Below are 22,552 nucleotides of genomic sequence, written 5' to 3' on the forward strand. Positions count from 1 at the left end.
CAAGGGAATGCAGACGAGAAAGATCGGTCGCACCGACCTGTCGGTGACCGAATACAGTTTTGGCGCCGCCGGCCTTGGCGGGCTCTACAGGGAGTGCACGCGAGACGCGGCAATGGCAACGCTGGATGCCGCCTGGTCCGCCGGCTTGCGCTACTTCGACGTTGCGCCGTACTACGGGCTCGGTCTTGCCGAACGGCGGGTCGGCGATTTCCTGCGCGACAAGCCGCGTGACGAGTTTGTGCTATCCACCAAAGTTGGCCGGCTGTTGCATCCGGTGCCGGAAGGTGATGTGCCCGACTATTCCTACGTCAAGCCGCTGAACTTCGACGTAGCGTACGACTACAGCTACGATGCCATCATGCGTTCGGTCGAATTCAGCTATGCGCGCCTCGGTCTCAATCGCATCGATATCCTCTATGTGCACGATATCGGCGTCTACACCCATGGCGCCGCCCGCAACGCCGTCTACCTGAAGCAATTGCTGGATTCGGGCCTGAAGGCGCTGGAGGAACTGAAGGCGGGCGGCGTCATCGCCGCCTACGGTCTGGGGGTCAACGAGGTCCCGGTTTGCCTCGACGTGATGCGGCACGCCGATATCGACTGCATCCTGCTTGCGGGCCGCTACACGCTGCTCGACCGGTCCGCCGTCGTCGAGCTTCTGCCGCTCTGCGAAAAGAAGAAGACGTCGCTTATCGTCGGCGGCGTGTTCAACTCAGGCATCCTTGCGACCGGTCCCGTCGATGGCGCGCATTTCGACTATATGCCGGCCAACAGCGAGGTCCTTGAGAAGGTCGGCGCGATGGAGCGGATCGCCCGGGAGCGGGGTGTACCGCTTGCCGCTGCCGCCATGCAGTTCCCGCTCGACAATCCGGTGGTTGCCTCGGTCCTGCTCGGGACAGCGAAACCGGAGAGCTTGCGGCGCAACATGGATGCGCTGAGGCACAGACTGTCTACGGACGATTTTTCGGCCTTTGAGCCCTACACGCTTGTGGCGCCGGAGCTTGGATTGGAGGCTGTCCGGGCCTGACGCTTCGGGAGCCGGATCAGCGATCTTCGCGGATAGGGTTCCCGGACGCCGCATATCGAAACGCAACGCCGGAGGAGGCAGCACAGTCACGCAAATCGCAGCAACGACTGCTTGCAAAGCGGACAGTGTTGTATTAGCGTTTCGATATGTTTTTTATCGATAAAAGATCGATCTGCAAGCACCTGGCAGATCGATCTCCATAAGATGGAACGAGGTGCACTGAGAGGAGAAACCCAATGAGCATAACCAAGCACATTCTTTCCCGTCGTGCCTTCACCGCTCTCGCCGGAGCCGCGATGATCGCCACCATGGCGCCGGCCGCGTCCTTCGCGCAGGATGTCACCATTCCGATCATCGTCAAGGACACCACGTCGTTCTACTGGCAGATCGTGCTGGCTGGTGCGCGTGCAGCCGGCAAGGATCTCGGCGTCAACGTTCCCGAACTCGGCGCACAGTCCGAATCCGATATCAACGGTCAGATCAGCATTCTCGAAAACGCCGTTGCCGGTTCCCCGGCTGCCGTCGTGATCTCGCCGACGGAATTCAAGGCTCTGGGCAAACCGATCGACGAGGCCGCTAAAGCGGTTCCGATCATCGGCATCGACTCCGGCGCCGATTCCAAGGCCTTCTCCTCGTTCCTGACGACCGACAACGTTCAGGGTGGCAGGATCGCTGCTGATGGTCTGGCTGCAGCGATCAAGGAAATGTCGGGCAAGGAAGAGGGCGATATCGCCATTATCACCAGCCTGCCGGGCGTCGGTTCGCTCGACCAGCGCCGCGAAGGCTTCCTCGACCAGATCAAGACGAAATATCCGGGCTTCAAGGTCGTCGCCGACAAATATGCCGATGGTCAGGCAACCACAGGCCTCAACATGATGACCGACCTGATCACCGCCAACCCGAACCTTGTCGGCGTCTTTGCCTCCAACCTGATCATGGCGCAGGGCGTTGGTCAGGCGATCGCCGAAAACAAGCTCGGCGACAAGATCAAGGTTATCGGCTTCGACAGCGACGAGAAGACCGTCGGCTTCCTGAAGGAAGGCGTTTTGGCTGGCCTCGTCGTCCAGGATCCCTATCGCATGGGCTATGATGGCGTGAAGACGGCGCTTGCGGTCTCGAAGAAGGAGAAGGTCGAGGCCAATGTCGATACCGGCGCCAATCTGGTGACCAAGGCGAACATGGCTGAGCCGAAGATCGACGCTCTGCTCAACCCGAAGGTCAATTGACGGCAATCGGCGGCAAGCGCGCGAGCGTCGCCTGCCGCCGAGAATACGGGTGCCAGCGGTCGGATACGAGGACCGGCCGCTGGCAGTCCGCACGATGGGGAGGAGTGCTGAGATGCCAGGTCTCGACGAGGTCAGCGATATCAAGAGCGACGGTCTGAGGACGGCTGCCCGCCACCCGGTGCCGAAGGGCGAACCGATCCTGGAAATGCGAGCGCTGCAGAAGAAGTACGGCGCTGTCGAAGCATTGAAACCCGCCTCAATCACATTCCTGTCCGGAGAAGTTCATGCAATCGTCGGCGAAAATGGCGCCGGCAAGTCGACACTGATCAAGCTTCTGACCGGCGTGATCCGCCGCACCTCGGGCGAAATCTACTGGTGTGGCAAGCCGGTTCAGCTCGACAACCCGCAGGAGGCGATCGCGCGCGGCATCAACGCCGTGCATCAGGAGGTCGTGCTTTGCCCGCACTTGAGCGTGGCCGCCAACATGTTCCTCGGCGACGAGATCAACAGCGCCGGCCTGATGCGCAAGCGTGCCATGACCGAGGCGGCCCAGAGCGTGCTTGATGATCTTGGCTTCAACCTGCCGGCAGCCGCAACGCTCGGCAGCCTGACGATCGGCCAGCAACAGCTGGTCGCGACCGCCCGCGCCGCCATGCGCGGCACCCAGTTTTTGATCTTCGACGAGCCGACCGCCTATCTGACCCGCCAGGAATCCGCCCAGCTCTTCCGGCTCATTCGCCGGCTACAGGGCGAGGGGGTGACGATCGTCTATATCAGCCACCGCATGGAGGAGGTGTTCGAACTCGCCGATCGTGTGTCGGTGCTGCGCGACGGCACCCATGTCGGCACGCGAAAGATCGGCGAGACCAACGACGCCGAGTTGATCACCCTGATGATCAACCGCACGATCGAGCAGATCTATCACAAGGAACATTTTCAAGCCGGCGAAACGATCCTTGAAACCCGGGGCTTGAGCGGCCCCGGCTTCGAGGATGTGTCGCTCACCGTTCGTGCCGGCGAGATCGTCGGCCTCTATGGCCTGATCGGTGCCGGACGCAGCGAGTTTGCCCTTGGCCTCTACGGTCGCCATGCGGCGACTGCAGGCGAGGTCTACTGGCAGGGACGCAAGGTCAATATCGCCAATGAACGCAAGGCGATGGACCTCGGCATCGCGCTGGCGCCCGAAAGCCGGCGCGACCAGGGCCTTTGCCTCAACCTGCCGATCGGCCTCAATATCAATCTGCCGATCTTCAGTCGGTTGACTCGCGGTCTGACGATCAACCGTCTGAAAGAAATCGAGAATGCCGACAGGCAGATCCGCGATCTGAAGATCAAGACGCCGTCACGCCGTGTTCTGGCGTCGGCGATGTCCGGCGGCAATCAGCAGAAGATCGTCATCGGCAAGTGGCTGAGCCACGGCGCCAAGCTGTTCATCTTCGACGAACCGACGGTCGGCGTCGATGTCGGCACCAAGGCGGAAATCTACCGGCTGTTCGCCCGACTTCTGGAGAACGGCGCAGGGATCATCCTGATCTCCTCCTATCTGCCGGAGGTCTACGAACTCTCCGATCGCCTGCACGTGTTTCGGCGTGGGCGGCTGGTCGCCAGCCACGATTACCGCGCCGCAAGCCACGAGGAAGTGCTGACGCAGGCGATCGGCGTCTGATCGCGACAATGAAAATCAAGGGCAAGCAGGGAGAACGACGATGAGTGCTGAAACGGTCGAAAGCGGAACGGGTCCGGCGCCGCGGAAAGGCGTGAGCATTCTGTTCGGCCTGACGCTTCTCGGGCTCCTGCTTTTCCTCTGGCTGCTCCTGGGCCTTGCCACCAACAGTTTCTGGACGCCGAACAACATCAGCAACCTCTTGCGCCAGGGTGCGATGACGGCGATCCTCGCCGTCGGCCAGACCTTCGTTATCATCACTGCCGGCATCGATCTGTCCGTCGGTGCCGTTGTCGGCTTCACCAGCGTCATCGTCGCCTGGCTGCTTGCCGCCGGCGTGCCGCTCTGGATCGCCATCATCCTGACGCTCGCCTTCGGCGTCTTGATCGGCGCTTTCCATGCCTTCGGCATCGTTCGCATGGGGCTGCCGCCGTTCATCATCACGCTCGCAACGCTGACGTCGCTGCGCGGCATCGGGCTCTTGATCACCAACGGCTCGACGATCTCGATTACCAACGAGGCCTTCACCAATTTTTCCCGCGCCGATTTTCTCGGCGTGCCAAGCCTGTTCTGGATGGTGATCGTGGTGGCGATCCCGGCCTATGTCTTCCTGCACCTGAGCCGCTTCGGCCGCTACCTCTTTGCCGTCGGCTCCAACAGCGAGGCGGCGCGGCTTTCCGGTGTCAACGTGCATCGCACCATCTATCTCGCCTACATTCTGTCTTCGACCTGCGCCGCCTTCGTCGGCCTGCTCCTCGCCTCTCGCATCGGCATCGGCAACGCCACCCAGGCCGAAGGCTGGGAACTGCAGGCGATTGCCTCCTCGGTCATCGGCGGCACCAGTCTCTTCGGCGCGGTCGGCTCGGTGCATGGCCCGCTGCTCGGCGCCTTCATCCTCGCCACGATCAACAACGGTGCCAACCTGCTCAACGTCAATTCGTTCTGGCAGCGCATCATCACCGGCGTGCTGATCATCGTGATCGTCTATTTTGACCAGCTCAGGCGGCGCGGCGCCCGTTAGGCGCCCGGCTCCCAACAACATACGGAAAATGCCATGAAAGCCGTCCTCTGCCCGCAACCCGGTCGCCTGGAGATCGTTGACCGTGCGCCGGTGCCGACCCCACCCGCGGGTTGGGTCAGCGTCGCCGTCAGCCATGTTGGTATCTGCGGCACCGACTATCACATCTTCGCCGGCAAGCACCCGTTCCTGGAATATCCGCGCGTCATGGGCCACGAGATCTCCGCCACCGTGCTTGCTAACGGACCGGGAACGGTGATCGCGCCAGGCACGCCTGTCGTGGTCAATCCCTATCTCTCCTGCGGCCTGTGTGTCGCCTGCCGCCGTGGAAAGCCGAACTGCTGCACGGCGATCAAGGTGCTCGGTGTCCACACGGACGGCGCCTTCTGCGAGGAAATCCTCGTGCCCGAAGGCAATCTTTATCCGGCCATCGACCTCACGCCGGAAGCGGCCGCGACGGTGGAGTTTCTCGCCATCGGCGCCCACGCCGTGCGCCGGGCTGCCGCACCGGCCGGTGTGCGCGCCCTGGTCATCGGTGCCGGGCCGATCGGGCTTGGAACGGCCATTTTCTCGCGCATCGCCGGCCACGTCGTCACGCTGATGGATACCAGCACTGAAAGGTTGGCTTTCGCGACCGACCGGCTCGGTTTCGGCGGCGGCCTCGTCGCCGACGAAGCAGCCGGCCGCCGCATCGCCGAAGCCACGGATGGCGACGGATACGACGTCGTCTTCGATGCCACCGGCCACGCCGGCTCGATGGAAGCTGCCTTCGGCCATGTGGCGCATGGGGGAACGCTGGTGTTCGTCAGCGTCGTCAAGGACGAGATCCGCTTCTCCGATCCGGAATTTCACAAGCGGGAGATGACGCTGATCGGCAGCCGCAACGCCACACGCGAGGATTTCGACCATGTGGTCAATGCGATCAGGCAAGGGCTGGTGCCGGTGGAGGCGCTGATTACCCATCGAACGACGATGGACGCGGTGGTTGAGGATTTGCCGCGCTGGGCAAACGAGAAATCCGGCCTGGTCAAGGCGATTGTCCGGATCGCGGCGGCGTGACGCCCCGGTCCTGCTGCAATGCGGAAGATCGGATTGAGGCCTGGCGGCCGTGGGGCGCTTCAGAAAAAAGCGTCTGCCCGTGCCCAAAAACGCGAATTTCTGAAGAAAACGGACGGTTTCGGCCAGCTCCGGGCAAGTCCGTTTGTTAAATATCAGCAATCCGGGCGCATTCTCGCAGAAGTCGCTTGTATCGAGGTGAAACGGGTATACTTGTTGCAGTGCACAAGAAACATGGTAGTCTTGCAAGGATTGCGGACACCAAGACAAACAATCGCAAGCTTGCGTCCGACTGGGAGCGGCGTTGTCGTTGATTGAACCAAGGGGTACGCTTCCTATGTTCTACCAGCTCTACGAATTGAACCATGCCATGATGGCGCCGTGGCGGACGGCGGCGGATGCCATGCGGCTTGCTTTCAGCAATCCGATGAACCCGATCTCGCACACCTATTTCGGCCGTGCGACAGCCGCTGGCCTCGAGGTCTTCGAACGAACGACGCGCCGCTACGGCAAGCCGGAATTCGGCCTTCCCGAAACGCTGATCGACGGACAGCCTGTCGGCGTTCACGAGCGCATCGTCTGGCGCGAGCCGTTCTGCAACCTGATCCATTTCGAACGGGCGCTGCCCAAGGGCAGGGCTGCCGATCCGAAAGTGCTGATCGTTGCGCCGATGTCGGGCCACTATGCGACACTGCTGCGCGGAACCGTCGAAGCCCTGCTGCCGCATTCCGATATCTACATCACCGACTGGATCGACGCGCGCATGGTGCCCTTGAGCGAGGGCAATTTCGATCTCGATGATTACATCGACTACGTCATACAGATGCTGCACTTCCTTGGGCCTGACACGCACGTGATCGGGGTCTGTCAGCCGGCGGTCCCGGTGCTCGCAGCGGTCGCAGTGATGGAGGCGGCTGGCGATCCGCTGTCACCGGCCTCGATGACGCTGATGGGCGGGCCGATCGATACGCGCATCAACCCGACGGCCGTCAACAAGCTGGCCGAAGAGCGGCCGATCGAGTGGTTCCGCGACAATGTCGTCATGCCGGTGCCGTGGCCGCAGCCGGGCTTCATGCGCATGGTCTATCCCGGCTTCCTGCAGCTCTCGGGCTTCATGTCGATGAACCTCGACCGTCACCTGATCGCCCACAAGGAGTTCTTTGCCCATCTGGTGAAGAACGATGGCGATGCCGCCGAGAAACACCGCGATTTCTACGACGAATACCTTGCCGTAATGGATCTGACGGCTGAGTTCTACCTGCAGACCGTTCAGGTCGTCTTCATGCAGCATGCGCTGCCGAAGGGCGAGATGATGCATCGGGGCCGGCGCGTCGATACCACGGCGATCAAGAAGGTCGCGCTCTTGACGGTCGAAGGCGAGAACGACGATATTTCGGGTCTCGGCCAGACCAAGGCGGCGCAGACGATCTGCACCAACATCCCCGAGCATATGCGCATGCACTATATGCAGCCTGATGTCGGGCACTACGGTGTGTTCAACGGCTCGCGTTTCCGTCGTGAGATCGCACCGCGCATCGTCGCCTTCCAGCGCGAGCATGCCCGGCATACCAACCCGGTAAAGCAGGTGATCAAGGGCGGAAAAACCGCCTGATTTGTGAAAATCAGGGCTTTTGACCGCGTAGTGTCAAGGGCTTGTCCGATTCCGGGGAAGGGCGTCTTGTAGTCGATAGCGCGCCTTCCCACATCGTTTTCACCGGGCCGCAATGGGTGGTCCGGTTGATTGCGAGGAATCCTGAAGATGAACCAATCTGCATTGATCCGTCCGGATTGGACGCCTGCGACCATTGCATTGATGGTGCTCGGTTTCGTGGTTTTCTGGCCGCTCGGCTTGGCCATGCTCGCCTACATCCTCTTCGGCGAGAAACTGAAAACGTTCAAGAAAGACGCCAACAGTACGGTCGACGGCATGTGCTCCGCCTTCAAGCGTGGCAATCGCGCCAACTGGTCACAGCCGCATCGCACCGGCAACGTTGCCTTTGATGACTGGCGTGAAGCCGAACTTGCCCGCCTCGACGAAGAACGCCGTAAGCTCGATGAAATGCGCGAAGAATTCGATTCCTACGTGCGCGAGCTTCGCCGCGCCAAGGACCAGGACGAGTTCGACCGCTTCATGCGCGACCGCCGCAACGGTGGCTCCGGTCCTGTTGCCCCGTTTGAGGCAAACTGAGTGATGAAAAAGACATCCGGTGTTTCACATGAAACGCCGGATGTCGCGATCGGCATAAGGCGCCACCTGTCGCTTCAAACGCGCAAATGGTGCCGTCTCATGTCGATCACAAACACCGACAATTCCCTGGATCGCGGCGCGCTTTAGGGAATTATGCATTAGCCGGAAAGGCCGCGAATCGGATAGAAAGCCGTCATGTTCCCTTCTTTTACGCGGCGGCGCACCCCTCCAGCTCCTGTCGACACGACCCGAGAAATCGAAGTCGCGGGCAAGATGCTTCCGCTGACCATAAGGCAGAATTCACGCGCCACCCGCATGACGCTGCGCATCGAGCCCGGTGGCCGCGCGCTGAAGTTGACGATCCCACAGGGGCTTGCCGATCGGGAAGTGAACGCCTTCCTCACTCGCCATCAGGGCTGGCTGATGACCAAGCTGGCGCGGTTCTCCGGCGAAAGCCAGCTGGAAGAGGGTGGTTCGATCCTGATCCGCGGCATCGCCCATCGGATCGAAAGAACAGGAAAAATCAGAGGGTTGACTGAAGCAGTGATCGACGGTGACGAGGCGATACTGCACGTCAGCGGCGGCGAGGAACATCTGCGCCGCCGCATCGTCGATTTTCTGAAGAAGGAAGCGCGGCACGATCTTGACCGCCTGGTCGCGGTCTATGCCGGGCGGATCGGCCGGCGGCCCAAATCGCTGAGCCTGAAGGATACGCGCAGCCGCTGGGGATCCTGTTCGGCCGATGGGGCCTTGAGCTTCTCGTGGCGGATCGTCATGGCGCCGCCGAAGGTCATCGCCTATCTCGCCGCGCACGAAGTGGCGCATCTTCAGGAAATGAACCACGGGCCCGATTTCTGGGCGCTTTGCGAGAAGCTTTGCCCCGACACAAACGATGCTAAGCGCTGGCTGAGGCGCAACGGCACGATGCTGCACGCCATCGATTTCGATTAGGCAATTGTCGGGTTTAACCGCGACTGCGGCCGGCAAGCGCTGCTTGGATCTTCTCGTCCGTCTTGTATTGGCTGAGCGCGTAGACGGACCAGATCGCTGCCGGTACCCAGCCGATCAGGGTCAACTGCAGGACAAGGCAGATGATGCCGGCAAAGGGACGGCCGATGGTGAAGAACTGAAGCCAGGGCAGAATGAGGGCAAGCAGCAGACGCATTCGTCTCTCCGTTGTGATAGAATGCATATGGTGAGCGCAGGCCGAGACCGCAATGCCGCACCCTCTGGACGACGGTGCGTGGGGTGGTTTTTGGCTCGACTCCAGCGACATTTCATGCAAGGTCGCTTCTCATGAAAACCGAAGTGAAGATATGCGGCCTGAAGACCGCGGAAGCGGTGGATCGCGCGGTTGCGCTCGGCGCATCGCACACGGGCTTCATCTTTTTTGCCAAGAGCCCGCGCAACCTCGAACCCGATGACGCCGGCCGTCTGGCGGACAGGATCCGCGGCAAGGCCAAGATCGTCGCTGTCACCGTCGATGCCGACAATGACGATCTCGACGAGATCGTCGCAGCGCTCAATCCCGACATTTTGCAACTTCATGGCAGCGAAACGCCCGACCGGGTGCTCACCGTCAAGGCGGTCTATGGCCTGCCGGTGATGAAGGCCTTGTCGATCCGCGACGCCGACGATCTGAAAAAGGTCGAGCCCTATATCGGCATCGCCGATCGGTTTCTCTTTGATGCAAAGCCTCCGGCAGGATCGGAATTGCCCGGCGGCAACGGTGTTTCCTTCGACTGGACGCTGCTCGATGCGCTTGACGGCAGCGTCGATTACATGCTTTCCGGTGGTTTGAACGTGAACAACATCGGTGAAGCCCTGGCGCAGACGCGCGCCCGTGCCATCGATACCTCCTCCGGCGTCGAGAGCGCGCCGGGCGTCAAGGATCTGAAGCTCATGGAATCGTTTTTCGATGCCGTTCGCCACGCGGAGGCGATTACGGCACGGTCAGGGAGCAAGACGTGAACGAGGCGCCAAAACTGAATTCCTTCCGGGCGGGACCTGACGAAGACGGCCGTTTCGGCATCTTCGGTGGCCGCTTCGTTGCGGAAACCCTGATGCCCCTGATCCTCGACCTGCAGGCCGAGTGGGACAAGGCCAAGAACGATCCGGCCTTCAAGGCCGAACTCGACAATCTCGGCGCCCACTACATCGGTCGTCCGAGCCCGCTTTACTTCGCCGAGCGGCTGACGGAAGAACTTGGCGGCGCCAAGATCTACTTCAAGCGCGAGGAGCTGAACCATACCGGTTCGCACAAGATCAACAATTGCATCGGCCAGATCCTGCTGGCCAAGCGCATGGGCAAGACACGCATCATCGCCGAAACCGGTGCCGGCCAGCACGGCGTGGCGTCTGCGACCGTCGCCGCCCGCTTCGGCCTGCCTTGCGTCGTCTACATGGGCGCGACCGACGTCGAGCGCCAGGCGCCGAACGTCTTCCGCATGAAGCTTCTCGGCGCCGAGGTGAAGCCGGTCACAGCTGGCAACGGTACGCTCAAGGATGCCATGAACGAAGCGCTGCGTGACTGGGTCACCAATGTCGACAACACCTATTATCTGATCGGCACAGCTGCCGGTCCGCATCCCTATCCGGAGATGGTCCGCGACTTTCAAGCCGTCATCGGCCAGGAGGCGAAGGCGCAGATGCTTGAAGCCGAAGGCCGGCTTCCTGATCTCGTCATTGCTGCCGTCGGCGGCGGTTCCAACGCGATCGGTATCTTCCATTCGTTTCTTGACGATGAAGGCGTGAAGATCGTCGGCGTCGAGGCTGGGGGCAAGGGGCTCGATGGCGACGAGCATTGCGCGTCGATCACCGCCGGCTCGCCGGGCGTACTGCACGGCAACCGTACCTACCTGCTGCAGGACGGCGACGGCCAGATCAAGGAAGGCCATTCGATTTCGGCAGGCCTCGATTATCCCGGCATCGGTCCGGAACACTCCTGGCTCAACGATGTCGGTCGCGTCGAATATGTGCCAATCATGGACCACGAGGCATTGGAAGCCTTCCAGATGCTGACCCGTCTTGAAGGCATCATCCCGGCACTGGAGCCGTCGCACGCGCTCGCCGAGGTCATCAAGCGCGCGCCGACGATGGGCAAGGACGAGATCATCCTGATGAATCTCTCCGGTCGCGGCGACAAGGACATTTTCACCGTCGGCAAGATTCTGGGTATGGGGCTGTAACGATCATGACCGCACGCATGGACAGAAAGTTCGCCGATGTGGCGTCGGAAGGACGTCCGGTCCTCGTCACCTATTTCATGGGCGGCGACCCCGATTTCGAAACCTCCGTCTCCATCATGAAGGCGCTGCCGAAGGCCGGTGCCGATGTCATCGAACTCGGCATGCCGTTCTCGGACCCGATGGCCGACGGACCAGCTATCCAGCTGGCCGGCCAGCGTTCGCTGAAGGCCGGCCAGACGCTGGCAAAGACGATCGAGATCGCCCGCCGTTTCCGCGAGGAAGACCAGCGCACGCCGATCGTGCTGATGGGCTACTACAATCCGATCTACATCTACGGTGTCGATCGATTCCTGACGGACGCCCTGGACGCTGGTATCGATGGGTTGATCGTCGTCGATCTCCCACCGGAAATGGATGACGAGCTCTGCATCCCGGCGCTTGAGAAGGGCATCAATTTCATTCGCCTGGCGACGCCGACGACGGATGACCGCCGTCTGCCGAAGGTGCTCGAAAATACCTCGGGCTTCGTGTACTACGTATCGATGAACGGCATCACCGGTTCGGCACTGCCCGACCCGTCATTGATCGCCGGCGCCGTCGAGCGTATCAAAACCCATACGAAACTGCCTGTTTGCGTCGGTTTCGGCGTCAAGACGGCGGAACATGCAAGAGCCATCGGTGCATCTGCCGATGGCGTCGTCGTCGGTACGGCGATCGTCAATCAGATCGCGTCGAGCCTGACCGAAGAGGGTAAGGCAACGGACGCGACGGTACCGGGTGTCGAAGCGCTTGTAAGGGGCCTGTCGGCAGGCGTGCGATCCGCACGGCTCGCAGCAGCCGAATAATTGCCTATATTAGCGCGCACAACCCGAAGAAAATCTTCAGGAGACTATTAAGTGAACTGGATCACAAACTACGTTCGGCCGAAAATCAATTCGATGCTGGGCCGCAGGGAAGTGGCGGAGAATCTCTGGATCAAGTGCCCGGAAACCGGCGAGATGGTGTATCACCGCGATCTCGAGGAAAACAAATGGGTCATCCCGCAATCCGGCTTCCACATGAAGATGCCGGCCAAGGCACGGTTGAAGGATCTGTTCGACGGTGGCATCTACGAGACCCTGCCGCAGCCCAAGGTGGCGCAGGATCCGCTGAAGTTCCGCGATTCCAAGAAATACGCCGACCGCCTTCGCGACAGCCGCGCCAAGACTGAACTGGAAGACACGATCGTCGCCGGTCTCGGCCGCGTCCAGGGCGTCAAGCTTGTCGGCGTGGTACATGAGTTCAACTTCATCGGCGGTTCGCTCGGCATGGCCGCAGGCGAAGCGATCGTGAAGGCCTTCGAAAAGGCGATCGCGGAGAAGTGCCCGCTGGTCATCTTCCCGGCCTCCGGTGGTGCCCGCATGCAGGAAGGCATCCTGTCGCTGATGCAGTTGCCGCGCACGACCGTGGCCGTCAACATGCTCAAGGAAGCCGGTCTTCCCTATATCGTCGTGTTGACCAACCCGACCACCGGCGGTGTTACAGCCTCCTACGCCATGCTCGGGGATATTCAAATCGCCGAGCCCGGCGCCGAAATCGGCTTTGCCGGCAAGCGCGTGATCGAGCAGACGCTGCGCGAGAAGCTGCCCGAAGGCTTCCAGACGGCGGAATACCTGTTGGAACACGGCATGATCGACATGGTTGTCAAGCGTCACGACATCCCGTCGACGCTGGCACGCGTGCTGAAGATCCTGATGAAGAAGCCGGCCGATACGGTAAAGCTCAACGGCGGCGGTGCAGACCCAGTGGCCTTGCCAGTAGCGGCAAGCGCATAGCATACGATTCTATCGGGGCAGGGCGAGATGACAGCGGTGGAAGCCAGCGAAGCAGGCTACGAGATCGAAAAACTCCTTGCCTTGCATCCGAAAGGCTTCGACCTGTCGTTGGACAGGATAACCCGGCTTCTGGCCGCGCTCGGCAATCCGCAGGACCGCCTGCCGCCGATCATTCACGTGGCGGGCACCAACGGCAAGGGTTCCGTCACCGCCTTCTCGCGGGCGTTGCTCGAGGCCGCGGGCTTGAGCGTCCACGTCCATACCTCTCCGCATCTGGTCAATTGGCACGAGCGTTACCGGCTCGGTGTCAAGGGCGGCAAGGGCAAGCTCGTCAGCGATCCGGTTCTGGCCGATGCGGTTCGACGCGTGGCGGAAGCCAATGGCGGCGAGAAGATCACCGTCTTTGAAATCCTGACTGCCGTCACCTTCGTGCTTTTTGCCGAACATCCGGCCGACGTCGCGATCATCGAGGTCGGTCTCGGTGGCCGCTTCGACGCGACCAATGTCATAACCAATCCGGCCGTCTCGGTGATCATGCCGATCTCGCTCGATCACCAGGCCTATCTCGGCGATCGGGTCGAGCTGATCGCGGCGGAAAAAGCCGGCATCATGAAGCGTGGCTGCCCTGTCGTCATCGGCCAGCAGGAAGAAGAAGGCGTTCGCGACGTCCTGACCTCGACCGCCGAGCGCCTCGGCTGCCCGATGTCCGTCTACGGTCAGGATTTCCTGGCGCATGAGGAATTCGGCCGCCTTGTCTATCAGGACGAGCGTGGTCTGTCCGACCTGCCGCTGCCGAAGCTGCCGGGTCGGCATCAATATGCCAATGCGGCTGCAGCCATTCGTGCCGTGCGAGCGGCCGGTTTCGATGTGCCGGATGCGGCGATCGAGCGGGGCGTTGCCGGGGTCGAGTGGCCGGGGCGCCTTCAGCGCCTGGGCGGCGGTAAGCTTGGCCATTACGGCCCGCAGGATGCGGAGATTTGGGTCGATGGCGGCCACAATCCCGGTGCCGGGCAGGTGATCGCCGAAGCGATGGCGAATTTCGAGGAGCGCGAATCCCGGCCGCTATTCCTGATCATCGGTATGATCAACACCAAGGATCCGCTCGGCTATTTCCGAGCCTTCGTCGATCTTGCCGAGCAGGTCTTTACCGTGCCGATCCGGGCTTCCGATGCCGGGCTCGACCCGGTGGCGTTGGCGCAGGATGCCGCCTCTGTCGGCTTCGAGGCGTCCGCCGTTTCATCGGTGGCCGAGGCGCTGACGATCATTGCCAATCTTGTCGACGAAGACCCTGTGCCGCCACGCATCCTGATCGGCGGTTCGCTCTATCTCGTCGGCGACGTGCTTGCCGACAACGGCACGCCACCGAAGTGATAGGCTGCTGCGACAAGGATCGCAGCGATCTTTGCAGGACCATCCGCGCGCAACATTCAAGGCAAGAAAAAAGCCCGGCAAGCCGGGCTTTGAAGTCGGTTCGAGAAGGTGGCCTTAAGCGGCCGCAGTCGAAATCCAGGACGTCAGGGCCGTCTTCGGCGCAGCACCAACCTTGATGTCGGCAACTTCACCAGCCTTGAACATGGCAAGCGTCGGGATCGAGCGCACGCCGTACTGCGCGGCCAGTTCCGGGTTCTCGTCGATGTTCAGCTTCACGACCTTGACCTTGCCGGCGAGCTCGTTGGAGATTTCCTCGAGGCTCGGCGCGATCATCTTGCACGGGCCGCACCATTCAGCCCAGAAATCGACAACCACCGGCTCGGCGGCGTTCAGCACTTCCTGCTGAAAATTGGATGTATCGACTTTTACAGTAGCCATCGGCTGCTCCTTGCGTTCGAAATGTCGGTGTCCAGATGTTGTGTCTCATGTGAGACTGTCCCACTGGATTTTCAATATCGGGTATCTCACTTTGTCGCGAGGTCTTCAAGGCTCCTGTCCAGTCGTGCATCCTCAAGCACGTGGATGATCGGTCCTTCCGTGAAAATCAGAGCACATTGGAAGCGGTGCGCCGGATAAAGCGGCCTGAGCAACTCGCGATAGATCGCCAGCTGGGTAATGTAGGCAACGGGGACGTCCTTGGGTGTCGCCGGCACGGTGCGATTGGTCTTGAAGTCGGCGATCGTCACGACGCCATCCGCCACCGACAGCCGGTCGATCCGGCCGGAGACGGCAAATTCCTGATTTCGGAGCTTCAATGTGCCCATGACCGAGACTTCCGCCCGGCTGGCATCGGAAAAGAGCGATTGCAGCTCGCCATGATCGAGCACCTGCAGCACGGCATCGCGCAGGCGTGCGCGCTGGGTTTCGGGCCAGCGCGGCACCGAACGGGCGAGATAGCGATCAGCCGCCGTCGGGCGCTCGGAAGCGGCGATCGACGGCAGGACCTGCAGCAGCCGATGCAGGATGGCGCCGCGCAGCATCGAGATATCGGCTGGCGCCTTCTGCGAAAACAGCGCCGAACCGACGATCATGTCACCTTCGTCTTCGTCCACCGCAATGCCGACGCCCGATGGGCTGAGCGGCCGCGGCAATCTGCGTGGCGGCGGCAGCGGCGTGGAAAGAGCGATCGGCAATCCGGTTTTCGCGGGTGTTACGAGATCGGAGGCTTCGTCGCCCGTCGCAACTTCGCGCGGTACATGTGCTTCGCGCCAAGAGTGCCCCGCCCATTCCTCGTCACCCGCCTTGAACAGGACAGGGGTGCTGCGACCGTTGTCGTCCACAGACAAGCTCGCCTGCACCATGGCGTGCCAGGTGTCGGTGCTGGCCCGTTGCCCACGATAGCCACACACGACCAGCCGGTCGGCAGCCCGGGTCATGCCCACATAAAGCAGACGGCGGTATTCTTCCTCGGCCAGCGTCTTCAGCCTGTCGCTGTCGGCGGCGACAAGCGAATTCGATGCAGAGCCCGGAGCACGCCAGACGGGCAGGGGATAGCTCGAGCCATCCGAAAGCGGCATCTCCAGGAAACGAAGATCGGGCACGTGCTGCGAGTTGAACGGCTTGCCGCCGCCGTCGACCAGAAATACCACCGGCGCTTCCAACCCCTTGGCGGCGTGCACGGTCATGATGCGGACCTCGTCACGCTCCTTGTCCTGCTCGCGCTTGACGGTCGGCGCCTCGATCTCGAGCGTCGAGATGAAGGCCTGCAGTCCAGGCAGGCCGCTTCTTTCGTGTTCGAGCGCAAAGGTCAGGAACTCGTCGAGAATGTCGCTCACCTCGCTGCCAAGCCGGGCGAGAAACGCCGCGCGGCCACCATGGACGCCAAGCACGTGCGCAAAAAAGTCATGCGGAGCGAGCTGCTGGGAGAGGACGGCATAACGAAGAAGTGCCTTGACGGTTGCTTCGTACAGCGAGCCTTCTCCGCCACCGAATTCCTGCAACCTCTGCCAGAGGCTAACACCTTCGTCGCGTCGGGCCGCGAGCTCGAACAACGTGTCTTCGTCGAGGTTGAAGAGTGGGCTCTTCAGCAGTGCCGCCAGTGACAGGTCGTCTTCCGGCAGCAGCATGAAGCGCCCGAGCGCCAACAGGTCCTGGATGGCGATATGGCTGGTCAGGACCAGTCGGTCGGCGCCGGCGACGGGAATGTCGCTGCGGCGCTTCAGGGCGCGGGTCAGCGCATTGACGAAGGCGTCGCGCTTGCGCACGAGCACGATGACATCGCCCGGGCGCATGAAGCGGCGCACGCCCTTCTCGATGATCGTCTCGCGGCCGATCCAGTTGTCGAGCACGGCGGCTATGCGTCGGGCAAGAATGTTGACCGGTGCCGTTTCCGGGGTGGCGTCGAAGGGGGCCGTCCATTCGTCGTCGGTTTCTGTCGGTTCGGCGGCGATTACGTCCCAGATATCGACGGCACCGGGATGGCCGATGCGATTGGAGGCATGCACCACCGCCTCGTTTTGAGCACTGAGCCCACGCGCATGCACCGGGTTGGCAAAGACGGTGTCGACGGCGGAAAGCACGTCGACGGTAGAGCGGAAGGAGAGCTGCAGCCGGATCGGGCTGAAGGCCTTGCCGCCGTCGCGCACGCGCCGCTCCGTCTCGATGCTTTCACGGGAGAAGCGCTCGGGCCGCGCGCCCTGGAAGGAGTAGATCGACTGTTTCTCGTCGCCGACGGCAAACATGGTGCGGTCGGTTCCGCGGGCGCTGTCGCCGGAGAAGAAATCCGCCGCCAGCGCCTGGATGATCGTCCATTGTGTCGGGCTGGTATCCTGGGCCTCGTCGACGAGAATGTGATCGATGCCCTGGTCGAGCTTGTAGTGAACCCAGGCGCTGACGTCGCCGCGCGCAAACAGGCTGGCGGTGCGGTTGATCAGGTCCTCGAAATCGAGCTGGCTGCGAGTACGCTTGAGCGCTTCATAATCGCTGCTGAGCCGATCGGCGAGGGTCAGCGCCGACAGCGTCGCTTCGTACATCTGGACGATGCTCAGCCGGTCGGCGCAGGCGACGACGTGATCGCGGGCCGCTTCGACCAGCTGGAGCAGATCGGGAGCGGCCCCAAGCATCGCCTTGTTCACGAAGGCGGAATCGGCGCGCGGCTTGCCGGTACCGGTGAAGAACAGCTCCTGCAGCCCTTCGTAACGCGCCATGGGATCGGCAAGCTTGGCAGTCGCCCGCAGTCCCTCGGCAAAATCGAGCACCTTGGCGCCGCCGGCGCTGACGGCAAGCGAGAGATAGCGTTCCAGCGCCGGACCGTTGAGGCCTGCAAGCGGCCAGACGCCTTGAAGGACGCGCTCGACGCTATCCTCGGGCTCAAGCTTGAGGGCCGCGCGCAGTTGCACGGCGATGCCGCCATGGGCATCGGCATGGTCGAGAAAAGCCTGTATCGCCGTGCGGTTGGAAACGATCGCGCCCAGCAGCTTTTCAAGCCCGGTGTCGTCGGCAAGTTCGAGCACGGTGGCAAAGGCCTCGGCGAGTGCCGCATCGTCCTCGGCGGCGGTCGCGGTCAGCAAGGCACGGCGTGCATCCGCGAGCAGCACCGCCGCCGCGCGGTCGTCGAGCACCGAGAAGTGTCCGGCAACGTTGGCTTCCAGCGGAAACTGGTGCAGTAGCGCTTCGCAGAAGGCATGGATGGTCTGGATCTTCAGGCCACCAGGCGTTTCGAGCGCGCGCGCAAACAGCCGCCGTGCCTCCTGGAGCTTCAGTCGCGAAGGTAGTTCGCCTTCGATGGCCTCGATCCGCCTTTCCAGTGCCTCGTCGTCGAGCGTGACCCATTCGGCAAGGCGTTCGAAGACGCGGTTGGACATTTCGGAGGCGGCAGCCTTGGTGTAGGTCAGGCAGAGAATGGCAGACGGCCTGCAGCCGGCAAGCAGAAGGCGGATGACGCGCTGCGTCAGTACATGGGTCTTGCCCGATCCGGCGTTGGCCGAAACCCAGGCCGAGCGCGCGGGGTCGGAGGCGAGCGACTGCCGGCGCGAGGTCCAGTCGAGCCAGGCTTCGGGCGTCCTTTCGTCGGGGCCGGCGCTTTCATCCCTCATCGCTGTCATCCTCGCTGTCGGCGGTCGACCATTCGGCAACACGCGCCAGATGGTCGTACTCGCCGCCGTAGTCGCGCTCCTTCTGGACAATGAGGCGGGAGGCAAAGCCGTGTCTGCCCGACATCAGGGCGGTCAGCAGCTTCCTGAGCTCGATCAGGGCTTCGTCGGCCAGCTGATCGGCCGTTTTCGTTTCCTTCGCCCGGCTGTTCTCGTTGTTGACCGCTTCCACCTTGAAGCGGGAGCCTGGTTTCAGCCTGACATAGAGCAGTGATTGCGGGTGGCCGGGACCCATTCCCTTGAACGCACCGGCTTTCAGCGCCGCTGCTTCGAGCGCCAGCTGCGGATCGAGCAAGACCCGCGCTTCCTTGATCGAAGGGCTGGAGCCGGTCTTGTAGTCGATGATCTCAAAGGTGCCGTCCGTCAGCGCATCCAGCCGGTCGGCAATGCCGGTCAGGCGAATGTCGCCCACACCGACGTCCATCGATGCGGCAACTTCGGTCAGCGGTTTGCGGATAAACCGCGCACGCTCCCGCTCCCAGGCGAGGAACGCCTTGCCGACGGCGGCAAAACGTGGCCGCCAGATGGTGTCGATATGGGCGGGCAGGCGCTCTTCGTCGAAGGCTTCGTTGAGCAGGCGGACCATCGCCTCGTCGGCTGCCGGGGACTGGATGTCGAAACCGCCACGCACGAAACGGTCGACGATGCGGTGGTAGAGCGTGCCGCGCTCGGACGCACCCGGATCGCGGTTGAACGGGTCGAGCGGATGCAGCCGCAGGATCCGGCGTGCATAGATCGAATAGGGGTCGCGACGGAGCCGGGAGACTTCGCTGAATGAATATTTGCGCGGCTGCAGCTCGACCGGCGGCTTGGGTGCCGGGCGTTCGGCCAACGCCTGGCGGCCGCCCTTGTCGAGCATGCGCGCCCACAGCAGATAGTCGCTGCCGTTGGATCGCAGGTTCTCCGCCAGCCGTTTGCCGCCTAGCGCCAGGAGCCGCTGCAGCCACCGTGATGCGACGGTGGGCGCAGATCCCTGCCGCATTGAGCGGGAGAAGATCAGCTTGCGCGTGCCGCACGCCATCTGGAAGTCGTGCGCAAGCTGGCCGACGCGACGTTCGGGCGGCTCGAGGCCGATCCCGGTTTTCATGGTGCGGGAGAGGAAGGGATCATTGGCCGTCTGCCCCGGCCAATTGCCTTCGTTCAGGCCGCCGAGCACCACCAGATCCATGCTCTGCAAGCGCGATTCCAGCGCGCCGAAGATGAAGACGCGGGGGTGGCGCATCGAGCGTGGCTTGACCGCCTCGCTGGCGGCGAGCGCCTCCATGATGTCGCACCATTGCGGTCCGTCGGCATCCATCTGCCCTTCGGTCTCGATGATGCCGCGCAAGAGCGTCGCCAAGGCTTCGCCTGCCTCGCCGGACCAGAGACCGCTGAGGTCGGCACGTTCATCGCCGCAGACGGCCTCCAGCGCCTGGCCAGTCCGTGTTGCCCATTCGGCAAAGGTGAATGTTTCCGAGAACGGGCGACGCCCGTCGCTGCGCCGGACCAGCGCACCGGCAAGCGGGTCTGTTGCCGCCTTTACCCGCGCGGCAAGATCCTTGGCCGCAAGAATGTCGTCTTCGGTGATGCCGATCCGCCACTCCGGAGGGTGGCGGTCGACGTTGTGATCGGCGACTGCCTGGTCGAGCAGCGGTTCCAGCAGCGAGATATCGGCGATCTCAGTGCCGCTGCGCAGCGCCATTCGCTCCAGCACGTCGGCGCTGCGGCGCAGCTCCGCCTTCGAGAGACCGAAGCGCGCCAGCGGATGTTTGAACAGCGCCACCAGTGGCACCGGATCGCCGGGCCGAAGGCTTGCCTCCAGTAGAAGCCGCATCAGCGTACCGGCTGATGTCGAGGCGAGCGGTGTGCCGGCCGAATCGTCGGCTTCGATATCGAAACGCGCCAGTTCCGCACCGACGCGGCGCGCCAAATTGCGGTCCGGGGTGATCAGCGCCGCCTGGCTATCGTCGCTGCCCTCAAGCGCCAGCCGGAGCGCAATGGCAATCGCGGTCGCCTCCTCGCGCTCGTTGGCGGTCTCGATCAGCGCAACGTCGCCAAAGGCCCGCTGCAGCGTTTCCGGCTCGAGCCCGTTGCGGGTCTCGGTCCAGCCGTTGGTCGCCTTGGCCGGCAACAGCGCATGCGACAGGATCTCGCTGCGATCGGTCAGTCCCGCGTCGGCCTGGTCAAGGGTTGGCACATCGCGGCGCTCGACCTGCATGCGTTGCAGCAGACGGTGGAAGCCGTATTGCGGGTGGCTGCGGCTTGCCGGGTCGGGCCGGCCGGCGGCGACGGTATCGCCAATGATCATGCCCCATTCCGCATCAGTCATCGTCTGGTCGAGCCCCGGCAAAACGATGGTGCCGTTGGGCAGCTTCTGGACGGCGGCGATCAGCGCGGCCGTCGCCGGGATCGAGCCGGTCGAACCGGCGATGACAATCGGCCCCTGAAGCGCGCCTGAGGCGATGCGCTGGGTCTCTGCCTGCAGGATGGCGTTGCGATGCCGGGCCGGCGAGGATTGCTTGAGTTCCTCCAGCCGCTCCGGCCAGTAGACCCGGGCGATCTTCAGGAATTCGAGCGTCAACTGCCACCAGAGTGCATGCTCGCCAGCGTCGAGACCGTCGAGCGCTTCCCAGTCGAGTTCTTCCGTCTCCATCGCATCGACGAGTTCGGCCAGATTGCGTGCCAGCCAGATGGCGTCCGCGGGGCTTGCCGGCGCGATCAGCGGGCTTTCCGCATGAATGTCGAGCACCACCTTCGGCAGGCGGTTACGCCAGGCGAGGATGAGGCGGCCAAGTTCGATGAGCCGCGCGGTGCCGGGAAGGGGCGGTGCCAGATCGAGGATCGCCGGCACTTCGGCATCGAAGAAGCCGCTGTCGTCGTCGGTCTCGCCGAGTGCCCGGATCGTCGGCAGGATCGCCGAACGGCCGCCGAGCAGGTCGACGAATTCGGAGCGCAGCACGCGGGCGGAGCGGCGGGTCGGAACGAAAATAGTCACGCCGGCAAGCGGCAACGGGTCGGCGGGGTCGTAGCTAAAATCCGGTGTCAGCGTGCCATCGCAGAGCTTGCGCGCGAGTGTCTTCAGGAAGGGCAGGCCCGGCGGGATCGTGAAGACATTTGGCTCGCGATAGGACACGCTCATCCCCCCGGCTGGTAGCGGCGGATTGCGGCTTCAGCCTCTTCGATCGCCTCGGGCGTGCCGACCGTCATCCAGTGGCCGTCGAGCACAATGCCGTACAGTCGTCCTGACGCAATCGCCCGATCGAAATAGATATTCAGATTGAACGCATCATCAGGCGCATCGGCAAACAGTTTGGAATCGAGCGCGATCGCACCGGCATAGACGACGGGGCTGTCCATGCCCTCGGCATAGCGCACCAGGCTCCCATCGGCGACTAGCGAAAAATCCCGCTTGCCGTTGTGGCCGGTCGTATCTTCGTCGCGCACGCAAAGCAGCGCCATGTCCATGCGCTCGGGATCGAAAAAGTCGGCGAGCCGTTCGAGATTGCTGGGAGCGTCAGTGTCTTCGCCGATCCAGAATAGATCGGCGTTCATCACCAGGACAGGGCCGTCCGCCAGCAGCTTCAGGCCCTTGACCAGCCCGCCGCCCGAATTCATCAGCGCGTTACGCTCGTCGGAGATCACGATCTCGGGCGCCGCACGCTGCGCCAGGTGCGCTTCCATCTGGTCGGCGAAGTGGTGGACGTTGACGGCTGCCCGGGTGACGCCGGCGTTCACCAGCAGATCGAGAACGTAATCGATCATCGGCTTGCCGGCGATCTTCACCAGTGGCTTGGGGATGGTATTGGTGATCGGGCGTAGGCGGGTACCGAGGCCCGCCGCGAGCACCATCGCATTGCTGATCGCCATTGCT

At 62.7% G+C, this 22,552-nt stretch carries 18 protein-coding genes; 13 read left to right on the forward strand and 5 right to left on the reverse strand.

Annotated elements, in window-relative coordinates:
• Positions 1-7 precede the first annotated feature (7 nt).
• The 8 genes from LPJGGPFB_RS01835 to LPJGGPFB_RS01870 all read left to right on the forward strand — a co-directional run bounded on the left by LPJGGPFB_RS01835 (position 8) and on the right by LPJGGPFB_RS01870 (position 9,129).
• On the forward strand, positions 8-1,027 hold the full coding sequence (locus LPJGGPFB_RS01835; RefSeq protein WP_173418476.1) for an aldo/keto reductase: 1,020 nt from the start codon (positions 8-10) through the stop codon (positions 1,025-1,027).
• Positions 1,028-1,263: 236 nt separating this feature from the next.
• On the forward strand, positions 1,264-2,253 hold the full coding sequence (locus tag LPJGGPFB_RS01840; protein ID WP_173418477.1) for an ABC transporter substrate-binding protein: 990 nt from the start codon (positions 1,264-1,266) through the stop codon (positions 2,251-2,253).
• A gap of 112 nt (positions 2,254-2,365) precedes the next feature.
• Positions 2,366-3,919 carry a sugar ABC transporter ATP-binding protein gene (locus tag LPJGGPFB_RS01845; protein WP_173418478.1) on the forward strand — a complete coding sequence of 518 codons (1,554 nt, stop codon included), beginning with the start codon at positions 2,366-2,368 and terminating at the stop codon, positions 3,917-3,919.
• Positions 3,920-3,959: 40 nt separating this feature from the next.
• The gene (locus LPJGGPFB_RS01850; RefSeq protein WP_173418479.1) at positions 3,960-4,937 is read left to right on the forward strand and encodes an ABC transporter permease; all 978 of its coding nucleotides are present in this window, start codon (positions 3,960-3,962) and stop codon (positions 4,935-4,937) included.
• 33 nt (positions 4,938-4,970) lie between these two features.
• Positions 4,971-5,993: a zinc-binding alcohol dehydrogenase family protein gene (locus tag LPJGGPFB_RS01855; protein WP_173418480.1), complete on the forward strand. Its 1,023-nt coding sequence runs from the start codon at positions 4,971-4,973 to the stop codon at positions 5,991-5,993.
• 334 nt (positions 5,994-6,327) lie between these two features.
• Complete coding sequence (gene phaZ / locus LPJGGPFB_RS01860) at positions 6,328-7,602, forward strand: polyhydroxyalkanoate depolymerase (RefSeq protein ID WP_173418481.1); 1,275 nt, start codon at positions 6,328-6,330, stop codon at positions 7,600-7,602.
• 147 nt (positions 7,603-7,749) lie between these two features.
• A complete protein-coding gene (locus tag LPJGGPFB_RS01865; RefSeq protein WP_173418482.1) occupies positions 7,750-8,178 on the forward strand; it encodes a DUF2852 domain-containing protein in 429 nt (142 codons plus the stop codon).
• A gap of 195 nt (positions 8,179-8,373) precedes the next feature.
• The gene (locus LPJGGPFB_RS01870) at positions 8,374-9,129 is read left to right on the forward strand and encodes a M48 family metallopeptidase (RefSeq protein ID WP_173418483.1); all 756 of its coding nucleotides are present in this window, start codon (positions 8,374-8,376) and stop codon (positions 9,127-9,129) included.
• Between the two features lie 13 nt (positions 9,130-9,142).
• On the opposite strand, the gene LPJGGPFB_RS01875 is transcribed toward LPJGGPFB_RS01870, so the two are convergent.
• Entirely contained in the window at positions 9,143-9,343 is a 201-nt protein-coding gene (locus LPJGGPFB_RS01875) for a YqaE/Pmp3 family membrane protein (RefSeq protein ID WP_173418484.1), read from the reverse strand.
• 131 nt (positions 9,344-9,474) lie between these two features.
• Here LPJGGPFB_RS01875 and LPJGGPFB_RS01880 point away from each other — a divergent pair, with 131 nt between their 5' ends.
• The 5 genes from LPJGGPFB_RS01880 to LPJGGPFB_RS01900 are packed head-to-tail and all read left to right on the forward strand — an operon-like array spanning position 9,475 to position 14,551.
• Complete coding sequence (locus tag LPJGGPFB_RS01880) at positions 9,475-10,149, forward strand: phosphoribosylanthranilate isomerase (RefSeq protein WP_173418485.1); 675 nt, start codon at positions 9,475-9,477, stop codon at positions 10,147-10,149.
• On the forward strand, positions 10,146-11,366 hold the full coding sequence (trpB, locus tag LPJGGPFB_RS01885; RefSeq protein WP_173418486.1) for a tryptophan synthase subunit beta: 1,221 nt from the start codon (positions 10,146-10,148) through the stop codon (positions 11,364-11,366). The genes LPJGGPFB_RS01880 and trpB overlap by 4 nt, the downstream gene beginning before the upstream one ends.
• A 5-nt stretch (positions 11,367-11,371) precedes the next feature.
• Positions 11,372-12,211, forward strand: a complete 840-nt coding sequence (gene trpA, locus LPJGGPFB_RS01890; protein ID WP_173418487.1) for a tryptophan synthase subunit alpha — start codon at positions 11,372-11,374, stop codon at positions 12,209-12,211.
• 51 nt (positions 12,212-12,262) lie between these two features.
• A complete protein-coding gene (gene accD, locus LPJGGPFB_RS01895) occupies positions 12,263-13,180 on the forward strand; it encodes an acetyl-CoA carboxylase, carboxyltransferase subunit beta (RefSeq protein WP_173418488.1) in 918 nt (305 codons plus the stop codon).
• A gap of 27 nt (positions 13,181-13,207) precedes the next feature.
• Positions 13,208-14,551: a bifunctional folylpolyglutamate synthase/dihydrofolate synthase gene (locus LPJGGPFB_RS01900; protein WP_173418489.1), complete on the forward strand. Its 1,344-nt coding sequence runs from the start codon at positions 13,208-13,210 to the stop codon at positions 14,549-14,551.
• 114 nt (positions 14,552-14,665) lie between these two features.
• Here LPJGGPFB_RS01900 and trxA read toward each other — a convergent pair whose 3' ends face one another.
• From trxA to LPJGGPFB_RS01920, 4 genes are all read right to left on the reverse strand, one after another.
• The gene (trxA, locus tag LPJGGPFB_RS01905; protein WP_025425335.1) at positions 14,666-14,989 is read right to left on the reverse strand and encodes a thioredoxin; all 324 of its coding nucleotides are present in this window, start codon (positions 14,987-14,989) and stop codon (positions 14,666-14,668) included.
• An 86-nt stretch (positions 14,990-15,075) separates the two neighbouring features.
• A complete protein-coding gene (addA, locus tag LPJGGPFB_RS01910) occupies positions 15,076-18,645 on the reverse strand; it encodes a double-strand break repair helicase AddA (RefSeq protein ID WP_173418490.1) in 3,570 nt (1,189 codons plus the stop codon).
• Positions 18,635-21,820 (reverse strand): double-strand break repair protein AddB, encoded by a 3,186-nt coding sequence (gene addB, locus LPJGGPFB_RS01915; protein ID WP_173418491.1) that lies wholly within the window; start codon positions 21,818-21,820, stop codon positions 18,635-18,637. Before addB ends, addA begins: the two co-directional genes overlap by 11 nt.
• The gene (locus LPJGGPFB_RS01920; protein WP_173418492.1) at positions 21,817-22,548 is read right to left on the reverse strand and encodes a nucleotidyltransferase family protein; all 732 of its coding nucleotides are present in this window, start codon (positions 22,546-22,548) and stop codon (positions 21,817-21,819) included. The genes addB and LPJGGPFB_RS01920 overlap by 4 nt, the downstream gene beginning before the upstream one ends.
• Positions 22,549-22,552: the final 4 nt, after the last annotated feature.

The sequence above is a fragment of the Ensifer adhaerens genome, from assembly GCF_013283195.1.
Taxonomy (GTDB): Bacteria; Pseudomonadota; Alphaproteobacteria; order Rhizobiales; family Rhizobiaceae; genus Ensifer; species Ensifer adhaerens_G.

What these genes read in the sequence shown, in the direction of transcription:
- LPJGGPFB_RS01835 (WP_173418476.1), top strand. Translation starts at nt 8, where the DNA reads ATGCAGACGAGAAAGATCGGTCGCACCGACCTGTCGGTGACCGAATAC.
- LPJGGPFB_RS01840 (WP_173418477.1), top strand. Translation starts at nt 1,264, where the DNA reads ATGAGCATAACCAAGCACATTCTTTCCCGTCGTGCCTTCACCGCTCTC.
- LPJGGPFB_RS01845 (WP_173418478.1), top strand. Translation starts at nt 2,366, where the DNA reads ATGCCAGGTCTCGACGAGGTCAGCGATATCAAGAGCGACGGTCTGAGG.
- LPJGGPFB_RS01850 (WP_173418479.1), top strand. Translation starts at nt 3,960, where the DNA reads ATGAGTGCTGAAACGGTCGAAAGCGGAACGGGTCCGGCGCCGCGGAAA.
- LPJGGPFB_RS01855 (WP_173418480.1), top strand. Translation starts at nt 4,971, where the DNA reads ATGAAAGCCGTCCTCTGCCCGCAACCCGGTCGCCTGGAGATCGTTGAC.
- phaZ (WP_173418481.1), top strand. Translation starts at nt 6,328, where the DNA reads ATGTTCTACCAGCTCTACGAATTGAACCATGCCATGATGGCGCCGTGG.
- LPJGGPFB_RS01865 (WP_173418482.1), top strand. Translation starts at nt 7,750, where the DNA reads ATGAACCAATCTGCATTGATCCGTCCGGATTGGACGCCTGCGACCATT.
- LPJGGPFB_RS01870 (WP_173418483.1), top strand. Translation starts at nt 8,374, where the DNA reads ATGTTCCCTTCTTTTACGCGGCGGCGCACCCCTCCAGCTCCTGTCGAC.
- LPJGGPFB_RS01875 (WP_173418484.1), bottom strand. Translation starts at nt 9,343, where the DNA reads ATGCGTCTGCTGCTTGCCCTCATTCTGCCCTGGCTTCAGTTCTTCACC.
- LPJGGPFB_RS01880 (WP_173418485.1), top strand. Translation starts at nt 9,475, where the DNA reads ATGAAAACCGAAGTGAAGATATGCGGCCTGAAGACCGCGGAAGCGGTG.
- trpA (WP_173418487.1), top strand. Translation starts at nt 11,372, where the DNA reads ATGACCGCACGCATGGACAGAAAGTTCGCCGATGTGGCGTCGGAAGGA.
- LPJGGPFB_RS01900 (WP_173418489.1), top strand. Translation starts at nt 13,208, where the DNA reads ATGACAGCGGTGGAAGCCAGCGAAGCAGGCTACGAGATCGAAAAACTC.
- trxA (WP_025425335.1), bottom strand. Translation starts at nt 14,989, where the DNA reads ATGGCTACTGTAAAAGTCGATACATCCAATTTTCAGCAGGAAGTGCTG.
- addA (WP_173418490.1), bottom strand. Translation starts at nt 18,645, where the DNA reads ATGAGGGATGAAAGCGCCGGCCCCGACGAAAGGACGCCCGAAGCCTGG.
- addB (WP_173418491.1), bottom strand. Translation starts at nt 21,820, where the DNA reads ATGAGCGTGTCCTATCGCGAGCCAAATGTCTTCACGATCCCGCCGGGC.
- LPJGGPFB_RS01920 (WP_173418492.1), bottom strand. Translation starts at nt 22,548, where the DNA reads ATGGCGATCAGCAATGCGATGGTGCTCGCGGCGGGCCTCGGTACCCGC.